General features: G+C 67.4%; 26 protein-coding genes. 7 read left to right on the top strand and 19 right to left on the bottom strand.

Features of this window, described 5'->3' with window-relative positions:
- Positions 1-6: 6 nt before the first annotated feature.
- Entirely contained in the window at positions 7-630 is a 624-nt protein-coding gene (locus CURTO8I2_RS12515; protein ID WP_159681386.1) for a thymidine kinase, read from the bottom strand.
- 79 nt (positions 631-709) lie between these two features.
- Between CURTO8I2_RS12515 and CURTO8I2_RS12510 the strand changes: the two genes are divergently transcribed.
- Positions 710-2,686 carry a UvrD-helicase domain-containing protein gene (locus tag CURTO8I2_RS12510; protein WP_159681385.1) on the top strand — a complete coding sequence of 659 codons (1,977 nt, stop codon included), beginning with the start codon at positions 710-712 and terminating at the stop codon, positions 2,684-2,686.
- 42 nt (positions 2,687-2,728) lie between these two features.
- Here the strand turns inward: CURTO8I2_RS12510 and CURTO8I2_RS12505 are convergent, their stop codons facing one another.
- Positions 2,729-3,385: a DUF480 domain-containing protein gene (locus CURTO8I2_RS12505; RefSeq protein WP_159681384.1), complete on the bottom strand. Its 657-nt coding sequence runs from the start codon at positions 3,383-3,385 to the stop codon at positions 2,729-2,731.
- Between the two features lie 115 nt (positions 3,386-3,500).
- Here CURTO8I2_RS12505 and CURTO8I2_RS12500 point away from each other — a divergent pair, with 115 nt between their 5' ends.
- The gene (locus tag CURTO8I2_RS12500; RefSeq protein WP_159681383.1) at positions 3,501-4,427 is read left to right on the top strand and encodes a 5'-nucleotidase, lipoprotein e(P4) family; all 927 of its coding nucleotides are present in this window, start codon (positions 3,501-3,503) and stop codon (positions 4,425-4,427) included.
- Between the two features lie 361 nt (positions 4,428-4,788).
- Positions 4,789-6,237 (top strand): hypothetical protein, encoded by a 1,449-nt coding sequence (locus tag CURTO8I2_RS12495; RefSeq protein ID WP_159681382.1) that lies wholly within the window; start codon positions 4,789-4,791, stop codon positions 6,235-6,237.
- Between the two features lie 63 nt (positions 6,238-6,300).
- Here CURTO8I2_RS12495 and CURTO8I2_RS12490 read toward each other — a convergent pair whose 3' ends face one another.
- From CURTO8I2_RS12490 to CURTO8I2_RS12465, 6 genes are all read right to left on the bottom strand, one after another.
- Positions 6,301-7,008 (bottom strand): DUF6683 family protein, encoded by a 708-nt coding sequence (locus tag CURTO8I2_RS12490; protein WP_159681381.1) that lies wholly within the window; start codon positions 7,006-7,008, stop codon positions 6,301-6,303.
- Between the two features lie 86 nt (positions 7,009-7,094).
- On the bottom strand, positions 7,095-7,439 hold the full coding sequence (locus CURTO8I2_RS12485; protein ID WP_159681380.1) for a hypothetical protein: 345 nt from the start codon (positions 7,437-7,439) through the stop codon (positions 7,095-7,097).
- Positions 7,440-7,617: 178 nt separating this feature from the next.
- On the bottom strand, positions 7,618-8,022 hold the full coding sequence (locus CURTO8I2_RS12480; protein WP_236551098.1) for a hypothetical protein: 405 nt from the start codon (positions 8,020-8,022) through the stop codon (positions 7,618-7,620).
- 83 nt (positions 8,023-8,105) lie between these two features.
- A complete protein-coding gene (locus CURTO8I2_RS12475; protein ID WP_159681378.1) occupies positions 8,106-8,879 on the bottom strand; it encodes a hypothetical protein in 774 nt (257 codons plus the stop codon).
- 154 nt (positions 8,880-9,033) lie between these two features.
- Entirely contained in the window at positions 9,034-9,339 is a 306-nt protein-coding gene (locus tag CURTO8I2_RS12470; protein WP_159681377.1) for a hypothetical protein, read from the bottom strand.
- A gap of 3 nt (positions 9,340-9,342) precedes the next feature.
- The gene (locus tag CURTO8I2_RS12465; protein ID WP_159681376.1) at positions 9,343-9,570 is read right to left on the bottom strand and encodes a hypothetical protein; all 228 of its coding nucleotides are present in this window, start codon (positions 9,568-9,570) and stop codon (positions 9,343-9,345) included.
- A 230-nt stretch (positions 9,571-9,800) separates the two neighbouring features.
- Here CURTO8I2_RS12465 and CURTO8I2_RS12460 point away from each other — a divergent pair, with 230 nt between their 5' ends.
- Positions 9,801-10,445 (top strand): GNAT family N-acetyltransferase, encoded by a 645-nt coding sequence (locus CURTO8I2_RS12460; protein ID WP_159681375.1) that lies wholly within the window; start codon positions 9,801-9,803, stop codon positions 10,443-10,445.
- Between the two features lie 57 nt (positions 10,446-10,502).
- On the opposite strand, the gene CURTO8I2_RS12455 is transcribed toward CURTO8I2_RS12460, so the two are convergent.
- The 11 genes from CURTO8I2_RS12455 to CURTO8I2_RS12405 form a co-directional block, all read right to left on the bottom strand.
- On the bottom strand, positions 10,503-11,225 hold the full coding sequence (locus tag CURTO8I2_RS12455; protein WP_159681374.1) for a hypothetical protein: 723 nt from the start codon (positions 11,223-11,225) through the stop codon (positions 10,503-10,505).
- A 22-nt stretch (positions 11,226-11,247) separates the two neighbouring features.
- On the bottom strand, positions 11,248-11,736 hold the full coding sequence (locus CURTO8I2_RS12450; protein ID WP_159681373.1) for a hypothetical protein: 489 nt from the start codon (positions 11,734-11,736) through the stop codon (positions 11,248-11,250).
- Positions 11,733-13,091: a FliI/YscN family ATPase gene (locus CURTO8I2_RS12445; protein WP_159681372.1), complete on the bottom strand. Its 1,359-nt coding sequence runs from the start codon at positions 13,089-13,091 to the stop codon at positions 11,733-11,735. Before CURTO8I2_RS12445 ends, CURTO8I2_RS12450 begins: the two co-directional genes overlap by 4 nt.
- Positions 13,088-13,759 (bottom strand): FliH/SctL family protein, encoded by a 672-nt coding sequence (locus CURTO8I2_RS12440; protein ID WP_159681371.1) that lies wholly within the window; start codon positions 13,757-13,759, stop codon positions 13,088-13,090. The genes CURTO8I2_RS12445 and CURTO8I2_RS12440 overlap by 4 nt, the downstream gene beginning before the upstream one ends.
- 23 nt (positions 13,760-13,782) lie before the next feature.
- Positions 13,783-14,406 carry a hypothetical protein gene (locus CURTO8I2_RS12435; protein ID WP_159681370.1) on the bottom strand — a complete coding sequence of 208 codons (624 nt, stop codon included), beginning with the start codon at positions 14,404-14,406 and terminating at the stop codon, positions 13,783-13,785.
- A 3-nt stretch (positions 14,407-14,409) separates the two neighbouring features.
- Entirely contained in the window at positions 14,410-15,201 is a 792-nt protein-coding gene (locus CURTO8I2_RS12430) for an EscJ/YscJ/HrcJ family type III secretion inner membrane ring protein (protein ID WP_159681369.1), read from the bottom strand.
- Positions 15,202-15,217: 16 nt separating this feature from the next.
- On the bottom strand, positions 15,218-15,640 hold the full coding sequence (locus CURTO8I2_RS12425) for a hypothetical protein (RefSeq protein ID WP_159681368.1): 423 nt from the start codon (positions 15,638-15,640) through the stop codon (positions 15,218-15,220).
- 36 nt (positions 15,641-15,676) lie between these two features.
- A complete protein-coding gene (locus CURTO8I2_RS12420; protein ID WP_201295513.1) occupies positions 15,677-16,000 on the bottom strand; it encodes a hypothetical protein in 324 nt (107 codons plus the stop codon).
- 72 nt (positions 16,001-16,072) lie between these two features.
- Positions 16,073-17,329, bottom strand: a complete 1,257-nt coding sequence (locus tag CURTO8I2_RS12415) for an FHA domain-containing protein (RefSeq protein ID WP_159681367.1) — start codon at positions 17,327-17,329, stop codon at positions 16,073-16,075.
- Between the two features lie 84 nt (positions 17,330-17,413).
- Positions 17,414-19,468 carry a type III secretion system export apparatus subunit SctV gene (gene sctV / locus CURTO8I2_RS12410; protein WP_159681366.1) on the bottom strand — a complete coding sequence of 685 codons (2,055 nt, stop codon included), beginning with the start codon at positions 19,466-19,468 and terminating at the stop codon, positions 17,414-17,416.
- A 275-nt stretch (positions 19,469-19,743) separates the two neighbouring features.
- A complete protein-coding gene (locus tag CURTO8I2_RS12405) occupies positions 19,744-20,172 on the bottom strand; it encodes a flagellar biosynthetic protein FliO (RefSeq protein WP_159681365.1) in 429 nt (142 codons plus the stop codon).
- Positions 20,173-20,340: 168 nt separating this feature from the next.
- Between CURTO8I2_RS12405 and CURTO8I2_RS12400 the strand changes: the two genes are divergently transcribed.
- From CURTO8I2_RS12400 to CURTO8I2_RS12390, 3 genes are all read left to right on the top strand, one after another.
- The gene (locus tag CURTO8I2_RS12400) at positions 20,341-21,351 is read left to right on the top strand and encodes an ATP-binding protein (RefSeq protein ID WP_159681364.1); all 1,011 of its coding nucleotides are present in this window, start codon (positions 20,341-20,343) and stop codon (positions 21,349-21,351) included.
- Between the two features lie 3 nt (positions 21,352-21,354).
- Positions 21,355-21,951 carry a response regulator gene (locus CURTO8I2_RS15545; protein ID WP_159681363.1) on the top strand — a complete coding sequence of 199 codons (597 nt, stop codon included), beginning with the start codon at positions 21,355-21,357 and terminating at the stop codon, positions 21,949-21,951.
- Positions 21,944-22,721 (top strand): hypothetical protein (locus tag CURTO8I2_RS12390; protein WP_159681362.1); only part of this gene is annotated, 778 nt, incomplete at its 3' end. The genes CURTO8I2_RS15545 and CURTO8I2_RS12390, both read left to right, overlap by 8 nt.

Below are 22,721 nucleotides of genomic sequence, written 5' to 3'. Positions count from 1 at the left end.
GCCGGCTCAGACCAGCGGCAACTGCGGCTGCACCGGCTCGATCCGGCCCTCGCCCCGCACGATGCGCTTGAACTCCGCGCGGCTCACCGAGACGTAACGCTCGTTGCCGCCGATCTCCACCTGCGGCCCGTCCTGCACCGCATAGCCCTGTTCGTCGACGCGCACGGTCATCGTGGCCTTCTTGCCGGTGTGGCAGATGGTCTTGATCTCCGTCAGCTCGTCGGCCCAGGCCAGCAGGTAACGGCTGCCTTCGAACAGCTCACCGCGGAAGTCCGTGCGCAGGCCATAGCACAGCACCGGAATCCGCAGCGCGTCGACGACCTCCGACAGCTGCCACACCTGCGCCTGCGACAGGAACTGCGCTTCGTCGACCAGCACGCAGTGCAGGCTGCCATCGCCATCGACCAGCGCGCGGATCCGGCCGAGCAGATCGTCATTGCGGTCGAACGCGATCGCGTCCGACGACAGGCCGATTCGCGACGCCACCCGGCCCACGCCCGCGCGGTGGTCGAGCCGCGGCGTCAGCAGCGCCACGCGCATGCCGCGCTCGCGGTAGTTGTGCGCGCTCTGCAGCAGCGTGGTGGTCTTTCCGGCGTTCATCGCCGAGTAGTAGAAGTACAGCTTGGCCATGGCGGCATTCTACCGGCGCGCTTCAGGCCCGGCGGAGGCCCGACCGCTACAATGCGCGTCGCTGACTCGCGTGGTGCCGATGCACGGTCTCAACCCCCAACAAGCCCAGGCGCTCGGCCATGTCGAGGGTCCGTTGCTGGTGCTCGCCGGCGCGGGCAGCGGCAAGACGCGCGTGATCGTGGAGAAGATCGCGCATCTGATCCAGTCGGGCCGCTACCCGGCCAAGCGCATCGCGGCGATCACGTTCACCAACAAGTCCGCCAAGGAGATGCGCGAGCGCATCGCCAAGCGCATCCGCGGCGATGCGGCGGACGGCCTGACGATCTGCACCTTCCATGCGCTCGGCCTGAAGATGCTGCAGATCGACCACGCCAAGCTGGGTCTGCGGCGCGGCTTCTCGATCTTCGACGCCGACGACAGCGCCTCGCAGATCAAGGACCTGCTGCCGGGCGTCAAGCCGGACATGATCCAGCTGCTGCAGGGCCTGGTATCGAAGGCCAAAAATGCCGGCCTGTCGCCGGAGCAGGCGCACGCCGTCGCGATCAGCGCGCGCGAGTTCGAAGCGGCCGCGCTGTATGCGCGCTACCAGGAACGCCTGACCGCGTTCAACGCGGTCGACTTCGACGATCTGATCCGTCTGCCGGTGCAGTTGCTCGAATCCGACGACGACGCGCGCGACGCGTGGCGCGAGCGGATCGGCTATCTGCTGGTCGACGAGTGCCAGGACACCAACGACGCGCAGTACCGCCTGCTCAAGGCGATCGCCGGGCCGAAGGGCAACTTCACCTGCGTGGGTGACGACGACCAGAGCATCTATGCCTGGCGCGGCGCGAATCCGGAGAACCTGACCGCGCTGGGCACGGATTATCCGACCCTGCGCATCGTCAAGCTCGAACAGAACTACCGCTGCAGCAATCGCGTGCTGCGCGCGGCGAATGCGCTCATCGCCAACAATCCGCACGAGCACCCCAAGACGCTGTGGAGCGCGCAGGCCGACGGCGAGCGCATCCGCATCTGGGAGTGCCGCGACAGCGCGCACGAAGCCGAGAAGGTGGCTGGCGAGATCCAGTTCCTGCAGTCCTCGCGCCAGTTGGAATGGAGCGAGTTCTGCATCCTGTTCCGCAGCAACCATCTCTCGCGCCCGCTGGAAAAAGCGCTGCAGCTGCTGCGCGTGCCGTATCACCTGAGCGGCGGCACGGCGTTCCTGGATCGCGGCGAGGTCAAGGACGCGATGTCCTGGCTGCGCATGCTGGCCAATCCCGACGACGATTCGGCCTTCCTGCGCGCGGTGCAGTCACCGGCGCGCGGCGTCGGCCAGACCTCGCTGGCGCGGCTGTCGGAACTGGCGCGCGCGGCCGACATGCCGATGTCGCGCGCGATCGAATCGATGGGCCTGCTCAAGCAGTTGCCGCCGCGCGCGGCGAATGCGCTCAGCGAGTTCGGCGACATCCTGCGCGGACTGCGCGAGGACGCCCGCCGCTTGCCGGCCGGCGAACTGGTGCGCGAACTCAACGAACGCTCCGGGCTGATCGCGATGGTCAGGGCCCAGTGCAAGACCGACGAGCTGTTCCGGATCCGCTCGGGCAACCTCAACGAACTGGCCGACTGGTTCGAAGGCGCGCGCGGGGCCGGGCCCGGCGAACTGGCTTCGCAACTCGCGTTGCTGAGTCATGCGGACAAGGGCGACGCCGGCAACCAGGTGCGACTGATGAGCATGCACGCCGCCAAGGGACTGGAGTTCCGCTACGTCTTCATCATCGGCATGGACGACAACACGCTGCCGCACGAGTCGAGCATCGACGAGGGTCGCATCGACGAGGAGCGGCGCCTGCTCTACGTGGGCATCACCCGCGCGAAGGAACAGCTGTGGCTGAGCCATCCGCGCGAGACCCAGCGTTGGGGGCAGAAGCTGCGGCTCACGCCGAGCCGGTTCTTCGAGGAACTGCCGGCCGCCGAGGTGCAGCGCGACGGCGCGGATCCGGTGGCCGATGCGGCCCGCAAGCGCGAGCGTGCCGATCACGGATTCGCGGCGATCCGGGCGTTGCTCGACAGCTGACCTCCAGGCGCGGCCTTGGCAGCGCCTGGAGGAATCCAGCAGTCAAACCGGCACGCGTGCCGTCAGCGCGTCCAGCGCTTCTCGCAGCGCAAGGACCTCGGCCTCCAGGGCTTCGACCCGGGCTGCCAGGCCCGCATCTCCGGCCGATTCACGCGCGGGGCCTGCTGCGGCAATGGCGGCCACATCGACCGGCCCGCACAGCAGATGCGCATAGCGGTCCTCGCGGCGGCCCGCCAACGGCGGAATGCGCACCGCCAGCCCTTTGCCGGCCAGACGCTCGAGATGATGGCGCGCGTCGTCGGCATCGGCGAAGGGATGCATGCGTTCGCTGCGCGTCACCAGCTCGGCGAGCGTCTGCGCGCCGCGCAGCATCAGCAGCGCGAGCAGCACGACCTGCGGCTGCGGGACATCCAGCGCCGTGCCCAGCACATGCTCATGGCGCTCGGCGCGCGAGGAGAACGACTGCCGTGCGAACCGGTGGCCTTCCAGTTGTCGCAGCGCGTGCTGCACGTCGCCGAACGAGGCCGACATCACCGGCTCGCGCGCGGTCTTCTGGTTGGCCGCCGACTGCGCCGCGTTGACGGTCAGCGGATACACGTCCGGCGTGGTCGCCTGCTTCTCCACCAGACAGCCGAGCACGCGTGCCTCGATCGGGGTGAGCCGGGGCCAGCGGTCCTGGTCCTGCGTCTGCGCGTCCATGGAAATTCCAGCCTCGAAAGGGGCGACAGGATGCGCCCCGCATGCCGGGCTGTCATGTTCGGGGCGATCGCGGCCGTTAAACTCGCGTGTTCACACGATGACGACGGACCCGCCCATGCGCCTGACCGCACCCGCCCTCACCCTGCTCGCCGGCGCCCTGCTGCTGGCCGCCTGCAAGCCGACGACGCCGGACACCGCGCCCACCGACGCTGCTGCCGACACGGCGCCTGCCGCATCCGCGTCGCCGGCGCCGGCTGCGACCGATCCCAGCGACAACCTCAACGCGGTGCTGTGGATCCAGCGATCGGAGGAGTACCGCGCCAACAGCCTGTCGATCTTCCGCGCCGCGGCCGATCACCTCGACGACGCGCTGGCCGAGACGAACTGGGATGCGCTGGTGCCCGAGGAACGCGAGCTGATCGGCGATGCGACCGCGTTGCCGCCGGCGGTGATCATGGACATCGACGAAACCGTGCTCGACAACTCGCCCTACCAGGCGCGTTTGATCCAGAACGGCCTGGAATACGACGAGGTCACCTGGGCGCAGTGGGTCGCCGAGAAGAAGGCCAAGCCGGTGCCGGGCGTGCTCGAGTTCGCCAAGGCGGCCGAGGCCAAGGGCGTGACCATCCTGTACCTGTCCAACCGCGCCCAGCATCTGCAGGAGGCGACGCTGGCGAATCTCCGTGCCGAAGGGCTGCCGGTGAAGGACGAAAGTGTGTTTCTCGGCCTGGGCACGTTCGTCGAGAACTGCGAGCAGCACGGTACCGAGAAGACCTGCCGGCGGCGTCTGGCGGGTCGCGACTACCGCGTGCTGATGCAGTTCGGTGATCAGCTGGGCGACTTCGTCGACATCGTCGCCAACACGTCCGACGCCCGCGGGGAACTGCTCGACACCTACGGCGATTGGTTCGGCGAGCGCTGGTGGATGCTGGCCAATCCGAGCTACGGCGGCTGGGAGCCGGCCCAGTTCAACAACGCCTGGGACCAGCCTGCGGGCGACCGTCGCGCGTCGAAGCGCAATGCCCTGGAACTGGCCGACTAATCGAATCAGTCACTTGCAACGCCTTATCTCAAGTGTTGCATCAGGTATCCGGACGCGGTAGCCTGCGTCCGCCACACCATAGTCCTCCGGCTTTGCCGGCTTGAAGGGAGACGAAAGTCTCCCTTTTTTTATGCTGCGACCGCGGTCGCAGAACGACGCACGCTAGGGTCGACCCCAGGGTGTGGCGGTGCCTTAGGGCGCCTACCCTCGGGGCAAGCCGCCGTCGAGTGGCCCCCGCGCGCCCCTTCTGCCTGCCATCCAGCCCCCGGAGGCAACGGTGTCCCTACAGCCACCAGGCCTTCCCGGCTTGCCGAAGCTGCCGCCTCTGCCCGGACTCGGACGTGGCGGCGGCGCTGGGGGCATGTCGCTGTCACAGCAGTTCGGCGGCTTCATGCAGGCGCTGCCGGGGCGTCTGCTCCCGAACATCTTTCCGGGCACGGGCGCAGGCGGCGCTCCGGCATCGACTGCGGCGCCGCAATCCACTGCGAGCATGCCCACTGCGAATGCGACGCCCACGCCGTCGGCGCCGACCGGGCTACCGACGTTCAACCTCCCGGGTGGCGTGTCGCTTCCGCCGCCGCCGATGCCCTTCAGCGCGCCGCCCGCGAATACGCCCGTCGCGAACGGCATGGCGACCGCGCCGCAGATGGGAGGCGGGCTGATCAACACGGCCGGAAATCTGGTCAATTCCGTCACCACGACACTCCGCAACATTCTGGTTCCGCCGGGTCCCGCGCCCAGCCTGTCGACACCCGTGTCCCCCGGTGGCGGCCCTGTAACGGCACCGGTGCCCGGCAATGTCCCCGGGGCCGCACAGGGTCTCGGCAATCTGCCCGGCAATGTCGTGCAGACCGCTGCGAACGTGGTGCGCACGGTCGCCAATGCGCTGCCCGGCGCCCCAGCGTCGATTCCACAGGCGGCGAATCCGGTACCGACCCAGCCTCTGTCGGCCCAGCAAGCGAGTGGGCCGATGCAGGCCGCGCCCGCGCAGACGCCGATGCAGACCCAAGCGGTTCCCGCACAGTCGGCCGCGACCTCGGCGCAGGCCATGGGGCAAGCGCCACCGGCGCAACCCACGCAGGTGCAGCCGCAGGCCACGAACACGTTGGCGCAGCAGGCGACCTCAGCGCCGGTTCCGCAGCAGATGCAGCCCGCGCGCACGGACGCCCCCTTTGCAGCTGCCGGCAATCCCGCTGCCGATCGTGCGGCGGTTCCGCAGCAGGCACAGCCGCCTGTGCAGCCCAATCTCTCCAGCGCACTGCAGGGCGCGGCACTGCTCGCTGCCGTGCCCCTCGCCACGACCGTGGCGCAGGCACCGGTCGCACAACAGCTTGCCGGCAACCCGCAAGCGCAGGCGTCCGGCAATCCGATTGCCGGTACGGCCTCGCTCGACGCCGGTGGCCCGGTCCGCGCCGAGCTGACCGGCGCCGGCACCTACACCCTGGATGGACCCGGCCTGCGTCGACGCGGTCGCCTGAAGGTCGGCGCGCAGGAACTGGGCCAGTGGATGCTCGCCGCCGCGCAGGGCCGCTTGCACGTGATGCGGCCCCACGACGACGACACACCGCGCCAGATCGCCAAGGTCTTCCAGCAGATGTTCTGGGTGCTGGCGATCGTGGCGTATGGATGCCTGGGCCTCGTCCTCGTCAGCTTCCTGTTGAGCCTCGGCGAACTTCCTGCCGCGCCGACGCTGCGGCGCTGGACGGGCGAGTTCGCGTGGGCGGGTCTGCTGGCCGCCCTCGGCGCATGGTGGCTCGGGCGCCAGCTCATGCGCGCGCAGCGACCACCGCCTGATCCGATGCGTCGCTAACGCTTGCCCCAAACGAACGGGCGCCGCATGCGGCGCCCCTTCTCTGTCTCGACCTGGTGCTTCTCAGCGCGTGACCAGACCGCCATCGCCGAGCGAGACACGCTGCAGATCCACACCATTGCCCTGCAGACCCTGACGCACGCTCGCCGACAGCGCGCGCAAAGCTTCCCGATTGCCCTGCTGCTTCAGCAACTGGTAGGTCAGCGCCGAGACCATCGTCAGATAGGCGGTCCGCTCGGCCTGCGCCTGTTTCGCCGCGTCCGACATCGCCGCCACCTCCGGCACCGCCGCAAGCGGCCCGATCAACTGCCGTCGCACCGCGCGCTGACCGTCCGGCGACTGGCGCGAATCGCGATCGTTGACGACCTCCCACGAGATCAGCAGATGCGCGGCCAGCACATCGCCGAGATTGGTCGGGTCGTAGCCGTAGCGACGCAGGATCTTGTCGAACTCGCGCAGCATATCGCCTGAGCCTATGACTTCTTCCAGTTCCGCGATCTGCCCAGGGTTTCGACCCAGCGCCTGGATCGTCTCCTGCTCAACGCGTGCGCTGACTGCAGCATCTCGGCGGAAGGACAGCGTATCTACCGCGCGCGCATCCACCTCTACAGGCGCGGGCTGCGAAACGGCCTGCAGGAGCGCGCGCTGAACAGCTGCATCACCATCCGCGCCCCATGCACTGGGCACTGCCAGCGCCAGTACACACGCGAGCAAACCATCGAGTACCAAACCGAGCGGCGCCGCTTGCTTTTTCGATGTACGCAGATTCATGCGCTCTCCTGATATCAATATCGAACCGCACAAATGGAAAAGGCGAGCCGAAGCCCGCCTCTCCCCAAACCGCCGAGGGCGATCCTTTACTGCTTACGCGCCATACCGGCGTTGGCTTCACCAAGCGACTTGATCACGGTGCTAGCGTTGTTCATGAACATCTGGAACATCTGGCTCATGCCGCTGAGCTCGGTGGTCTCGGCGGCGGTCGGCTTATCGCCAAGCTTTTCGGCGAACTTCTGCAGATCCTTGGCCATTTCGTCGAGCTTCTCACCGAGAACCTGTGCAATCTGCATCAGGAAGCCGCCGTACTTGTTCGCCAGCGTGCCGGCCTGACCACCGGCACGGGCTTCATGCGTACCTTGCGAGGAATCCAGGATTCCACGCAGCGTGTCGGCCGAGAACTGGGCGGAAAAATTGATATCGGTCATCTTATTGATCTCCGTACTTGGGTGAGGAATTTGCCGTTGAATTCTTCGAGAAGCGCCGCTGGGCCATGCGTCGGAACCCGGTCCAGCTATTTCGTGATGGCTCTTCTGCTTACGGGATGATTCTCTCGAGCGCACAGGCCGTGCGTAAGCTAGGGCGTACCCTAAGGGCTATTCAAATTCAACCCGCGTTACGTTCTGGACTCTTCGACTGGCTGGCCCACCATTCCTGAGCCTTCTCTGGACCATAGGTCTCGACGTAGCGCGAAAACTCAAGCGCCTTCTGGACAGCCGGATTCATGAGCGGCTTCTCGAGTACCCCGCGCAGACGTCCGGAGTCCGCATCAGACAGCCCGAACTGGACCTGGAGTTGCCCCACGAGTTCCTGCCACTGCTGCATCAGTTCCGGTGCAGTTGCGGCAGTCGGATCCAGCTTGGCGTCGTTGAGACCTTCTTCGAACTTGGCCATCATTGTTTCTCGCCCGGCAGCATCTATCTCCGGCTGCTCAAACAGGAACTTCTCATACTGCTGGATCATCGCGGCACGATCTTCAGCACTCAGTAGCGATTTCGTATTTTGCGACATGACTGCACCTGGTGAATGACGCACTGGCGCCGGAGGGAACACGGCCGAAACGGCGTGCTCTAAATATGGGTATAGGAACAGGTTCAATTGCGACGGGCAAACCCGCGATCAGTGAGGACAACGGCTTGTAGATCGACACCACTCATCCGTTTCGCCAGCATCAATGTACCCAGCCGCAGCGCTTCGCGCTCATCCGGTTCGCGGGTATTCCGCCAAGCCGCGAGTGTCAACATGTTGATGATCCCGAACATCTCCGCAACCTGCTGACGCGACGCTTCGGGCGCAACGATTTCAGAATTCCGCATCGCGCGTTGAAGCCCCCGGTACGATCCGTCGTGCGCGTTCTGGCGATCATCGTGGACGACGCGCCAAGCCGTGACCAGATAGGCATTGAGCACTTCTACCGGATCGTTTGCCGCGTAATCGCGCTTGTCTAGAAGTTCCGAAAGCCGTGACTGCAAGATGCCCCGGTCGAGATTGCGTTCGATGTCCTCTGCATCCTGCCCGATCTGCCGGGCAAGCATCGTGCGGTAGCCCGGATGCTGGTCAAACACTGCCTGGACGTTCGCGGATTCCGCGATATCGTTGCGCGGTGTTTTGCCTGCGAGCAACTGCGACAGCGTGCGGTTGAGTTCGCGCGACACTTGCGCGGATGCTTCGTACTTCCGCTTGGTCTTCTCTTCGCCGCGCGCGTCGTCTTCATCGCCACGATACCGGTGCAGCTGATGATGGGCGTAGGGCGTCACCGCATCGATGTAATTACCGTCCTGCGCGGCGACCGGGGCGCTTGTGAGGAAAACGCTTGCCGACAGCACCACCAGAAGGCTGGACACTGCAACGCGGGATCGGGTGTTCATTCGCTGAAGCCTCCGTTCATCATCGATCGGTTCCAACGCAGCCGAGGGTAGTCCGCCTGCATGTAGCGATGATGCGAACAGGGATGAATCCAGGAAAAGAAGCTGCCCGCGGGTGCACAGGCAACCACGGGCAGCATCTGACAGTACGACACACTCAGGCAGCGGCGTCTTTCACGGATGACAACGACTCCACCATGCGACGGGCGTCGGCGCCTTCGCGCTCTCCCATTTCCCTTGCCCGCTGGCCGATCCACACATCCGCAGCCTCCTGACCGTCCGACTCGACCCGTTCGTTATACTCGGGCACGAGTCCAGTCAGTTCCTGCTGCACGGCATCCAGTCGCTCGTCCATATGCCGGATCAGCGTGGTCTCATCGTCGACTGTAATGGCGCCCTGCTCACGCAGCTGGGCCAATCCCTCGATCCACGCTTGCCGCTGCGACTGCTGGTCGTACTGCATCGGTCACTTGCCGCCGACGTTGAAGTTGAAGTTAAAGCCTGAAGAGAAACCCTCGCTGATCGCGTCTTGGGCACCCTGGGGCAGACCCAGCGAAGAGAAAAGGCCGTCGAACGCCGAGGTGAACACATTCCCGATCAGATCACCCAGAAAGTTGCCGATGATGCCTCCGAGGGGGCCACCGATGGCGCTGCCGATCAGAGAACCGATGCCGGAGAAGACGTCGCTGGACATGATGAAACTCCTGTTGGATAGATACGGATAACAAACTTCTTGAACCTTTCGAACCTTTGCGCGCTGGCACCCGAACTGACTGCACCGGCGTGACTACAGGATTAGTGTCTTCCCAATCGACTGCCTTAACAGCTAGGTCGTGCCCCATCTAGGGTCCGCCCTAGCTCCATTGTTTTCGACGCGATCGCAATCGGCCGCGCTATAACGGCACGATGCAGGAAAAGTCGCCCTTGTCCGCTCGCGCAGCAGATTCCACGCCGCCAAAATTTTCTCGTGACGACCTTCCCGCGGAAGGCCGTGACTATCCAACGGACGAACAGCTGCGTTCACGACGTCTACGCCTGCACGGGTTCGCGTTCCGGCACGCGCTCGACCTGCTGCAACTGGGTCGCGAGGAGCGCGTGACCCGGATGCTGCTCGATGATCCGATTGCCACGCTCGACGATGCGATGGGCCTGGTCGTCTGGGCCAACAAGCTCTATCGCGAACGGCCGGGCCTGGGGCTGTGGCATACACGCGATCGCGCGGGTCGCTTCATCGGACTGTTCTCCCTGACGCCCAGCGGCACAGCAGACGACGTCGCGATCGGCGTGCGGTTGCTGCCGTCGGCCTGGGGCCGCGGCTACGCGATCGAAGGCGGTGCGGCCCTGTGCACGCATGCGTTCGAGACGCTGCAACTGCCTGCGCTGATCGCGCAATGCGTGCCGGAGAATCGGTCGGTGCCGCCGCTGTTGCAGCGTCTGGGCTTCGACGAGATCGAAGCGGGCGAGCAGTTCGGCAATCCGGCGCGCCGGTTCCGCCTGGCGCGGAAAGATTGGCACGGCCTGCGGCCGCGACGGGCCGGGCCGCGCGATGCGGGACCCGCGCACGACTGAGGCGTATCGGACCCACTGCGGACCCGCCCGCATGGAGGCGAAGCAGAGGCCGATACGTCAGCCGTGGTAGTGCGGATCGATCGTCAGCGTGCCGAGATTCTGCTCGGCGAAACGCTTCGCCAGCTGCGGGCCCGCCTCGCGGATCGCATCGAAGCTCTCGCGCGAGCGGCTGTCGGCGCGCAGCACCCAGCCATCGGCGCTCTTGCTCAGCAGCAGATCGGTGCCGGGCAACGTGGCGTCGGACATGCGCAGCAGCACCTGTCCATCGCCGCCCGGATCGCGGGCATCGTGCACCGCCATCTGGCGCACGTGCTTTTCCATCATGTCGAACAGCTGTCCGGCATTCGAGGCCGCAGCGGCCGGTGCGGCCGCGGGCGCGCCGTCGCGCAGCGCCATCTGCGCCTGGAGCATCGCGGCCGATTCCATGCCCTGCGACTGCATGCCGAAGCCGGTGTCGTGCTGCTGACGGAAGGTGCGCGCATCGACGACATCCGACAGCGACTGCCGCGATTTAAATGCTTCCTGCTGGCTGGCCAGCTCCGCCATCTCGCCTTCCTGCAGCTCGCCGTCGCCCTGCAGCAGGCCGCCGCCCGCGAGTTCGGACTCACCCTGCAGACCCTGCATGTCGCCGCGGGCCTGCTGCATCATCGAGCGGAACTGGTCGACACGCTCACGCGGCGGCGTGTCCTTGGCGTCGGCCTTGGCTTCGCGGTCGACCTGCCGGTTGCGCGCGGCCTGGTCCGGCGGCCGGGATGCGGAATCGTTGCGCTGCACGCTCATCGTCGTCTCCTCGTATCCGTGCCTACTGCTGCCGCGCGGCCATGTAGCGCGCCTGCAGCAAATCTTCGTTAGTCGCCTCTTCCTGTCGCTCGAACAGCCCACGCTGTTCGCGCTTCCACAGATCGCGGCGCTTCTCCAATGCGTCCTGTCGGCCCTTGGCGCGGAAGAACGCATCGCGCGCTTCCTGCAGCGCGGCTTCGGCCTGTCGCACGGTCTCTTGTGCCTTCGACAGGCGCTGCTGCGCGCCGACGATCTGCTCGCCGAGGAGATCGATGTGCGCCTCGCGCTGCGTCAGCGCGGCCGGCCAGGGCACGCCGGGCGGCGGTGGATCGAGCAGACGCGTGCGGTGTCCGCTGCGGTCGCGCTCCAGCCTCGTCAGTTCGCCCTGCACTCGCGTGCAGGCCTCGATGCACTGCTGCAGCGCGCGCTGCTTCTCCAGCACCACCAGACGCGCCGCTTCGGTGCGGTGTTCGCGCAACTGCAGCAGGGTCTGGAGCGGATAGCGTTTCATCCGAACAGCTTCCGCAGCGCGCCGGACGAGGTGTCGAACGGCACGAGTTCGTGTTCGGACTGCTGCAGCAGGTTGCGGATCGGCCCGATCTTCTCGATCGCGATGTCGGCATCGGGATCGGTGCCGCGCTTGTACTCACCCAGCTGCAGCAACAGCTCGATGTCCTGGTGCTTGGCCAGATACTTGCGCAGCTGCCCGGCCGCGCGCAGATGTGGCGTGTCGACCACACGCGGCATCGTGCGGCTGAGACTCGTCAGCACGTCGATCGCCGGGTAGTGATAGGCGGCGGCGAGCTTGCGCGACAGCACGATGTGGCCATCGAGGATCGAGCGCACTTCCTCGACGATCGGATCGCCGCCATCCTCGTCTTCGGCCAGCACGGTGTAGAACGCGGTGATCGAGCCCTTGTCATTGTTGCCGGCGCGTTCGAACAGCTTCGGCATTTCGCTGAAGACCGACGGCGGGAACCCGCGCCGCGCCGGTGGCTCGCCGATCGCCAAGCCCACGTCGCGCAGCGCGCGCGCGAAACGTGTGACCGAGTCGACCAGCAGCAGCACGCGCTTGCCCTGGTCGCGGAAATGCTCGGCGATCGCGGTGCCCACCCAGGCCGCGCGGCTGCGCTCGAGCGCGGGCCGGTCGGAGGTGGCGACGACGACGACCGACTTCGCCAGGCCTTCGGCGCCGAGGTTGTCGCTGATAAATTCATTGACCTCGCGGCCACGTTCGCCGACCAGCACGATGACGTTGACGTCGGCATCGCCGCCGCGGGCCAGCATGCCCAGCAGGGTGCTCTTGCCGCCGCCGGCAACGGCGAAGATGCCGATGCGCTGGCCTTCGCCGGCGGTCATCACCGCATCGATCGCGCGCACGCCGGTCGAGAACGGACGGTCGATCAGCTTGCGCGACAGCGGATTGGGCGACGCTGCGTAGATCGGCGCATCGACAGTGGCGCCCAACGCACCCTTGCCGTCGATCGGCGCGCCATGTGCATCGAGCACACGCCCGAGCAGTCCGTCGCCGACCGGGACCGACGCCTGCTTGCCGGTCGCATAGACCTCGGTGGTCGAGGCGATGCCGTCGAGCGGGCCGAGCGGCGTCAGCAGCGTGTGCTGCCGCGCGACGCCGACCACTTCGGCCGCCAGTTCGAAATGGGTATCGCCGGGATTGCGCAGGTAGCAGAGCTCGCCGATGGCTGCGCGCAGACCGGTCGCCTTGATCAGGGTGCCGTAGGCCTCGCTGACGCGGCCCACGCGCTCGATCGCCTGGACCTGACCCAGCGCGTGCAGCAACGGATCACTGGCGACGGCGCTGGCGCCAAGGCCATCGAGCAGCGACAGGGCCGGTTCCGGCGTCATGCGCTCGCCACCGCACTCGCCTGCGCCAGTGCTGCGCGGATCGCTTCGATCTGCTGGCTGACGCCGGCGCGCACTTCACCCGCTTCGGAGACCACCACGCAGCTCAACGGGTCGAGACTCTCGTCATCGACGAGTTCGATGACGCCCACACCCGGATGGGCCTGGCGCACGGCGCCCAGCCCGTGTTCGACACCCTCGCGTGCATCGGGGTGCACACGGATCATCAGGAACTGTTCGGCTTGCGCCGATTCCACCGCGCGCATCACCAGCGCCGGCACGACCTTCGCAGCGTCGAAATCGGGCGCGATGCGCGCGACGATCGCGCACGCGAGATCGCCGATCCGGCCGACCGCGTCACCCAGCACGCGCGCACGGCGCTCGTTGAGTGATGCGAGCTGCTCGGTCATCTGCTGCTTCACGCGCTCCAGGCCTTCGGCGAATCCGTCCGCATACCCCTGCTCACGCGCTTTCTGCACGTCGGACTGTGCCTCATCGTATAGGGCGTTGACCCGCGCCAGCAGGGTGTCGAGTTCGGCCAGCGACTGCCACTCCGCCGCGCGGACGATCGGTGCCGAGACGCCGCGACGGAACTCGCGCCGTTCAAAGACGACGGCGGCACCGGGTGGCCGGCGAACGGGAGAAGCGGATGCGGCGTCAGGGGTCGGCATGCGGGCTCCGGAACAGAGGGGGATCAGGCCGCGACGGCGCGATTCTGGTGATGCGTGTGGACGACAAGCAGGGGCTTCTCGGGCAGGTGCGCCGGTGGCAGCGCACCCGGCGGATACACCAGCCGCGCCCAGTCCGCGAGCGCGGGCTCTCGCTGGCAGGCCCAGGCCTGCAGTTCGGCGCGTCCCTGGTGTTCCAGGACGTCGGACAGTTGCGTCGCGAACGCATCGCCTGCGGCCAAAGTGGTGGCCAGCGTCGAGGACAGCCGACCCTGCAGGGTGGGATCGACCTTGGCATCCCAGACACTGCGGTCGAGGGCGAGCAGATAGCTGCTGGCCAGCGCCGCCTTGAGGCGCTTCACGGCGTCACGCCCGACTTCCGCCCGGATGGCCGGTGCATAGGCCAGCACGCCGAGATCGCGATGCAACGCCGCAAGACGCGTGCGGCTCCAGCGCGCGACCAGCGCGGCGGGGCCGTCGGGAGACGGTGCCAACAGATGCGACGCCGGACCGTCGGCAAGGGCGCCGACCAGCAATCTGCGACCAAGGCGGCTGCGACGGGCGCGATGCAGCAGCGCCTCGTCCAGGCCCTCGCCGTCGGCCGCGTGCCAACGGGGGTCCACCTCGGCGAGCAGCGCATCCAGCGACATGGATCAACCCTGCCAGCGTGCCGGCGGTGCCTTCTCCGCAGTCGCGGGCTTGCGTGCCTTCAGGCGCCCGGCGAACGCGAATGCGACCGCGAGCAGCGCGACGACCAACGCCGCGATGACGATCGCCATCGGGCTCACGGCCGACAGCGCCATCGCGGTGCCGCCCGACGCGGACGCCTCGGGCGGCGCCGGCATGGCGACGAACTTCACCGATACTTGGTTGATGTCCGTCAGGCCTTCGACGCCGTCCTTGACCACGATCTTGATGTCCGCCTCGCGGTCGCGGACGTTGGCGCCGGGTTGTTCGAAGATCCACACCGCCGCCGAGGTCTTGCCGTTCGAGCCCCCGAGCGGATCGCGCTCGGGCAACGCGAGATGCACGCGCGCCTGGGCCACGCCGGGCAGCATCGACAGCGTCTGGGTGATCTCCTGCTGCAGCGCATGCAGGTAGCGGCCACGCTCGTCGGTGGCCGACGAGGCGAAGCCTTCCTTCTTGAAGATGTCGCCGAGGTTCTGGTAGTTCTGCCTCGGCAGGCCGCGCGAACCGAGCACGGCCATCGCCTGCGGGATGTCGCCCTCGGAGACGAAGACATCCCAACCCACCTTGGTCGCGGACGGCTTCTTCTGCGCCTGGATACCGGAGCCGATGAGCGCGCCCATCATCTCGTTGGCTTGCCGCTCGTCCACCGAACTGTAGAGCGCGGTGCCGCCGCACCCGGCGAGCAGCAGGCAGGCGAGCAGCATGCCCATCCACGCGGACCATCGCTTGGTGACGCAGGGTTGTGAATCGCGCATGCCGATCACCTCTCGATCAGGACTGCTGACGGAACAGCTGCGAGATGCCGTCGGACGTCCGGTTCGCGACGTTCGAGGTCATTTCGCACTGGAACAGGAAGTGATGCGACTTCATCGTCATTTCGATGACCTGCCCCGGCGTAAGCTCACCGGTGTTCTGGGTCATCGTCTTGGCGAGGTCCTGGATGCTCGATGCCCCCCCGTTGAGATTGTCCATCGCGGACATCAGCATGCGGACGCCATCGGACGGCTCCGACGCCCCCACGCTGGCCACGCCCTCGGGCGCATTGGCAGCCGCCGACGAGCTGGTGCCCGCGCGGTCCATTGCCTGGGCGAACTGCCCGACCTCGTACGCGGAGGCCACCGGCTGGTTGGCGCCTGCCCCCGATGCTCCCTGTGCCGCGGCTTCGAGCCCAACGGCCTGGATCGCGTCGACCATGATCTTCTCCTTGCTGCTGTGGTCTGCGGGCGTCGCTTACTGCTTGCGGCCCAGCGTTTCGAGCGCCTGGCCGACGCTGTTCTGCGAGGTCGAGGCGTTGTTGGACAGGAACTGCATCTTCAGGCTTTCGGCAGTCAGCTTGACCACATTCGACGGCTGGTCGCCGCCCTGCCCGATGACAGCGGACAGGTCCGTGATGCGGGTCGCCTGCTGGTCGAGCGTCTGGCCCCATGCGCGTGACATCGCTTCGTACCAGCTCGACGAACTGGCGCTGCCGCCTGCCTTGCGCACGCCGGTGTCACCCTGCATCGAAGCGCGGCCGATGAAGCTGCCGATCTGATCGTTGGAAATCGTGGTCATGGAAGTACTCCTTGCGACGGTTTGAAAGTGGATACGACGTTGGATGCGAACTGCGAACTGCGAAGAGCGACCTCAGTGGTTCGTCGATGCGGATGCGCGCGCCGGAACGGTCACCGGCGCCTGCACCACCGCGGTGCCGGCCTTGACGTTGGCCACCACTGCGGCGAAACGGGGATCACCCGACGCTGCGCCCTGGGCGCCCGCCTGGGCGGTCGCCGTGCCCGGCGCATCGTCGGGGGTCGGCGCGGGGCCGGGAATGATCTTGATCGTCGTGCCGTCGGGCGCCAGCACGTGCGCCGATTCACCGATGGCCACGAGCGTGCCCTTGCCCGGAATCTCCTCACCGGTCACGAAGCGCCGGCCGTCGGACGACAGCAAATGCGGATTCTCGCCACGCACGATCTGCACGATGTGGGCCGTCGGCGGCGCCTGCGGCTGTTCGGCCTCGCCGGGCGACAGCAGACCGGACGGCGTCCGCGGCAGGATGCGCTGCACGCCGGGGATGTCGGAGACCGCACGCGACTGCGCGAGGCGTTCGATCTCGGCGCCGTCCTTGAATTCGCCGACGACTTCGACATCACCATTACCGACGTAACGCGCCTGCACGGGAATCGACTGGCCGCGGAACATCTCCGCGACGTCGCTGGCGATGTGTTCGCCCGTGCGGATCTGCAAGGTCGCGTCGAGATTCTCCGCGCGCACCTGGTTGCGCAGCCGCTCGAGCGTGGCGCTGTCGTCGACTGCGCCGGTGACAGTCGCGCCACCCTTCACGCCGTCGGTGATCTGCACGTTCGCGACGCGATGCTCCGCCAGCAATGCGGTCAGGCGTTCGCGCTGGTCCGGCCCCTGGTCGGGCGCGGGCAGCACGGCGGCGAAGATCGCCAGCGAGGCCAGCGAGAGCGCCGCAATACCACCGATCCACGGCAGTTTGCGCACGAAGCCGCTGCGCGGCGCCTGCGCCTCGTCATTCGGGGCGAAGACGGTGACGAACTCGTCCCACGCGGGATCGTTCTCGCGGCCGAATGCGATCACGGCCTCGCCGATCCGCACCTGTTGCACCGCGGAGAGTTCGACCGGATCGCCGGGATGGATGTCCTGGGCGCCGACCTTCACCGGCGCGTCGAGTGCGCGGACGAGGAAGCGCCCGCCCACGAGGCTGATCAGCGCGTGGTGCGCGGCGACGGCGTCGTCGGCCAGCACGATGTCGCAGTCTTCGCCGCTGCCGACGAGGATCATCTCCTCATCCGCCAGCACGCGACTGGCGCCTGCATGCAGGCCGTCGACGATGCGCAGCACGTTGTGCGCCTGGATGTGCGTGTGTTCGGTCATGTCAGTCCTCCCATCGTCTGCGCGCCGATTCCCGCCGGAATGCCGGCGACGACGGCACGCATGCCCCGTAATGATGCGACCCGGTCATGCATTGATCTGTCCCGCCTGCACGATGCGCAGATCCGGCGCCAGTTCCTGGTACGACAGCACCGGCAGGTCGAAGAAATCGACCTCCATCAGCTTGCGCAGATGCCGGCGTACGTCGAGCGAGCACAGCAGCACCGGCTTGACGCCCGGCCCCTGGCGGCCCAGATGTGCCCGCACCTCGTTGCCCAGACGTCCCGCCAGTTCGGGCGAGATGGCGAGCTGGCTGGCGCCGCCCGCAACGCGCACCGACTGCCGCAGCTTGTCCTCGAGTTCCGGGTGGATCAACAGCACGTGCAGTGTGCGTTCGTCGTCCGAATAGCGGTCGGCGATCTCGCGCTTGAGTGCCACGCGCACGTATTCGGTCAGCAGCACGACATCCTTTTCGCGGCCGCCGACGTCGGTGATCGCCTCGAACGCATCACGCAGGTTGCGCACCGGCACACCTTCTTCCGACAGGCGCCGCAGGACGTCGGCCACGCGCTGCGGTGCGACGACGCGCAGCATCTCCTTGACCAGGTCCGGGTAGTCGCGCTGCATCTTCGCGAACAGGTTCGACGTTTCCTGGATGCCGAGGAACCCGCCCATGCGGCGACGGATCGCCGCCGTCATATGACCGCCGAGCACCTCGAGCGGCGCCTGCGTACCTTCGCCGCCCTGCACCCATTCGCCCGCGACGACCGCAGGATAGAAGCCCGGCAGCTTGTTCGCATTCGCGGCCGTCGCAGGCTGCGGCTGCAACACCGCATCGCTGCGCAGGCGACCGGTCGCGATACGCGCACCGAATGCGGTCAGGCGGTATTCGTCCTCGGCGAACGTCGACACGATGCGCAGCGACGGCACCGGCACCGGCACGCCGTATTCCTCGCGCAGGCGCTGCGCGATGTCGACCGCGCGCGCTTCGAGATTGTGTGCGCCCAGCGTCTGCGCGAGCAGAGGCGAGACCTGCAACTGCAGCGGCGCGGGCGGCGCGAGATCGTCATGGTCGACCGAGGCATGGACGTCGGCCAGCACCTGCTCGTCGGTCACCCGGAATGCGCGACGCAGCAGTTCGAACTGGTAGCGGTAGTGGTAGGCGCTGAAAGTCAGCAGGCCCAGGCCCAGCACCAGGAACACCAGCCATGGGAAGCCCGGCACCAAGGTCATCAACAACGCCAGGATGCCGGTGATGAGCACCACGCGCGGCTGGTTCGAGACCTGGCGCGTGATCGCGTCGCCCAGATGGCGGTCGTCGATTTCGCCGGTCGTGCGCGTGACCACGAGACCGGCGGCGATCGTCGCCAGGATGGCCGGGATCTGCGACACCAAGCCGTCGCCGATGGTCAGGATGCTGTAGACATGCGTCGCTTCGGCCAGCGGCATGCCGCGCTGGAGCACGCCGATCGCCAGACCGCCGAGCAGGTTGATCAGGATGATGACGATGCCGGCGATGGCGTCGCCCTTGACGAACTTCATCGCGCCGTCGAGCGAGCCGTGCAGCTGGCTTTCAGTCTCGAGCAGGCGACGCTTGCGGCGCGCCTCGTCCTTGTCGATCAGCCCGGCGCGCAGGTCGGAGTCGATCGACAACTGCTTGCCGGGCATCGCGTCCAGGGTGAAGCGGGCGGCGACCTCGGCCACGCGCTCCGCGCCCTTGGCGATCACGATGAACTGGACGACGGTGATGATCAGGAACACCACCATGCCGACGACCAGATTGCCGCCGGCCACGAGCGTGCCGAAGGTCTCGACGATGTGGCCGCCCTCGGCGTGCAACAGGATCGAACGCGTGATCGCGATCGAGATCGCAAGCCGGAACAGGGTGGTCAGCAGCAGCACGCTGGGGAAACTGGAGAACGCCACGGGCGTGGGTATATAGATGCCCAGCAGCAGCAGACCGAAGCCGATCGAGATGTTCACCGCCACCAGCGTGTCGATGATCACCAGCGGCAGCGGCAGGATCATCACGCTGATGATCGTGACCGCGGCGAACGCCAAAATGATGTCGCTGTAGCCCAGCTTGGCGCGGGGCGCAGCGCCAGCAGGCGCGTCGGTCAACGTGGCGAGGAACGCCCTCATCGGGTCACCGCCACCGGGCTACCGAACAGACCCGCGCCGCGTTGCGGACGGACGCCGGGGCGCACGCCGGAAACGGCGGATCCACACACTCTGGTGTCCATTCGGCGCATAAGCCCCTGCCCTCGTGCGTCACATTGTGCCCTTGTACGATAGTCTGCCTATGTTATGTGCAGGTCAAATCGATGTTGCAGGGAGGTTCCAGTCCGCGCGTGGACCGCGCGTGAAATCGGTTACGCAGGCGCCGCGCCGGAGAAAAACCCAAGCGTCACAGTGACTTAACGATCCTCGACGATATTGGCCGGTGAATGGGACGGCCCGGTATCGGCGTCCGTCGCTGATGAATGGAGATCTTCAGTGTCGAGATCTGTAATGAACGTCACAGATTGGGCGCCCACCCCGATCGCGAACACCCGACCGGCGCGAGACTTGACCAGTACCAGACGCTCGCGAGGCCCCACCGGCAGGATCTGCACCACCGACAGCGGGGCGTCACTGCCCGACAACCCGTAACGCCGCCGCACCACCCTGAGCAGGAACACCAGGCCCGCGATGATCAGAACCAGCGGAATCATGATGGCGAGCAGTTCCCCGACGAACGAGTCGCTGGGCGCCGGTGCCGGCGTGGTGGCATGTACGGTCGCAGCCGCGATGGACAGGATGGCGGGAACGATGCGGGCGGAACGGAGGCGGGCAGCGCGGATCATGGGGTCTCGCGGAATGGGCACCCTGCTGGTGCGCGGCCACGGTAGCAGTCAACCGATGTCGCGCATCGCATGACGCCGCGGACCGGAACCCCAGGCGGCGGAGTCCCGCGCGCGCGCCATACGGGCGGCGACGCAGACGCGGACGCATTGGCCGGAGTGCTCGATGCAGTGCCTTTCGCCTGCGCGGCCTTCGACCGCGACACCGGCGTCCGCATCGCTGCCAACTGCCGGTTCGAAGGCGACCTGGGCACCCTGCCGGGCCATGCGCAGCGCGATGCGCTGCTGGCCACGCTCTACGGCGACGTCACCGGCGAGGCGCGCGGCGAGGAAGTCCGTGCGCCCGACAGCGGACGCTGGTACGCGCTGCACTGGCGCGACCTCGACTGCGGTGGACGGGCCCTGTCGCTGCTGACCGCGGTCGACATCAGCGAACGCATCGAGACGCTCGATTCGCACAAGTCCCAGCAGGAAAAACTGCTGTTCACCTCGCGGATGATGTCGGTGGGGGAGATGGCGGCCACGCTGGCGCACGAACTCAACCAGCCGCTCGCCGCGATCGTGAACTACCTCAACGGCAGCCTGCGTCTGGTCGACCAGGCCGGCGGCCCGGTCCAGGTCGAGCGCGCCCTGCAGGCCGCGCGCACCCAGGCCGAGCACGCCAGCGCGGTGATCGCGCGCGTCCGCGAGTTCGTCCGGGCTCGCGAGCCGCGGCGCGACGCGCAGGATCTGCCGCTGATCGTCGATACCGTGCTCGAGTTGCTGCGGCTGGAAGCCGAACGCCTGCAGTTGCGTGTCGAGCTGGCACTGGCGCCCCGGCTGCCGCAGGTCTACGCCGACCGGGTGATGGTCGAGCAGGTGCTGCTGAATCTGGTCAAGAACGCGATCGAAGCGATGCGCGAAATGCCCGCCGCGCAACGCGGCCTGCGTATCGAAGCCCGGGTGAATCTGGACGGCGACGTCGAGGTCCGCGTCTGTGACCGCGGACCGGGCCTGAGCCAGGCGGAAAGCGAACAGCTCTTTTCGCCCTTCTACACCACCAAGTCGGACGGGCTGGGCATCGGCCTGGCCATCTGCCGTTCGATCATCGAATACCACGAGGGCCGTCTGTTTTTCGAGGCCAGGGATGGCGGCGGCAGCGTGTTCGGATTCACGCTGCCGACCCCGGACAGGAGGATCTGACGCGTGACCGGCATCTGTGTCTATCTCGTCGACGACAACGACGGCTTCCGCGACTCGACCGCCTGGCTGCTGGAGACCGCGGGATTCGAGGTGCGGGCGTTCGCCTCCGGTGCGGCCTTCCTGACCGTCTTCGACAGTACCCGCCACGGCGACGGCGAGGTCCTGGTCTCGGACATCCGCATGCCCGGGATGAGCGGCCTGCAGTTGCAGGACGAACTGCTGCGTCGCGGGTCGACGCTGCCGCTGGTGTTCGTGACCGCGCACGGCGACGTGCCGCTGGCGGTCGAGGCGATGCGCAAGGGCGCATCGAACTTCCTGGAAAAACCGTTCAGCGACGCGGCGATTGTCGAAGCCATCCATACCGCGCTCACGCGCGAACGCACCCAGGCCGGCTCGCCGCAGGGCGCCGCACTCGCCAAACTGAGTCCGCGCGAGCGGCAGGTCCTGGACCTCGTGGTCGCCAGCAAACCCAACAAGATCATTGCCGACATCCTCGGCATCAGCATCAAGACCGTCGAACTGCATCGGGCCAACATGATGAGCAAACTCGGAGTGCGTTCCCTCCCCGAACTGATGAAGGTGGCGCTGGGCCATGGCTGACGCGACCGCTGTCCCCGCAGCGCGCGCGGCATCGCCGGTGTCGCTGCGCGAGCGCCTGCCGCGGCTGTCGCCCGTCCAGGCCGAGACGCTGCGCGGCCTGCATGCGCGCGCCCGGCACTGGACGACGCCGGCCGGCGTGCTGCGGCTGCGCGGCGGCCGCGCGCCCGAGGTCGCGACGATCGACGGCGGTGTCTTCGAACTCGATGCCGACGGCACGCGTCTCGCGCTGCAGCTCGCATCGCCGCCACGCGTGGACGACGACGGCCTGCACTGGCAGGACCGGCGTGGCCGCGCCCGGGTCCTTGCATGGAGCCTGGCGCACGAATCCACGCTGGTCCAGATCAGCGAAGCGCTCGGCACCTCGCTGTTGCCCTTGCCCGACGCGCCGCTGGTCGCACCTGCGAGCGATGCGGTCTGGCTGGCGCTCGATTACGTGCCCGCCGACGGCAGCGCTGCGGCCAGTGGTGTGCTGCGCGCGCCGGCGACATGGCTGCAGGCGCTGCTCGCGCGCACGGACGCTGCGCCGCGTCCGCCGATGGATCCCGGCCACTGGCGCCAGTGGCCGACCCTCGCGACGATCGCCATCCCGGCACCGCCGCTGACGCGCGACGACGTCCGCAGCCTGCGACCCGGTGACGTGATCGTCGTCGGCCACGTCAAGATGCCGCCGCTGCATGCCAGCGCCGCCGGCCTGCGCTGGCCGGTCCGGTCGGGACCGGACGGCTGGCGCATCGACGGCCCCCCCACCCCACGCCCCCGCCACCAGGAGA

Origin of the sequence: Luteimonas sp. 9C (assembly GCF_902506295.1) — a bacterium.
Taxonomy (GTDB): Bacteria; Pseudomonadota; Gammaproteobacteria; order Xanthomonadales; family Xanthomonadaceae; genus Luteimonas.
This window is presented reverse-complemented; position numbering and strand designations above follow the sequence as displayed.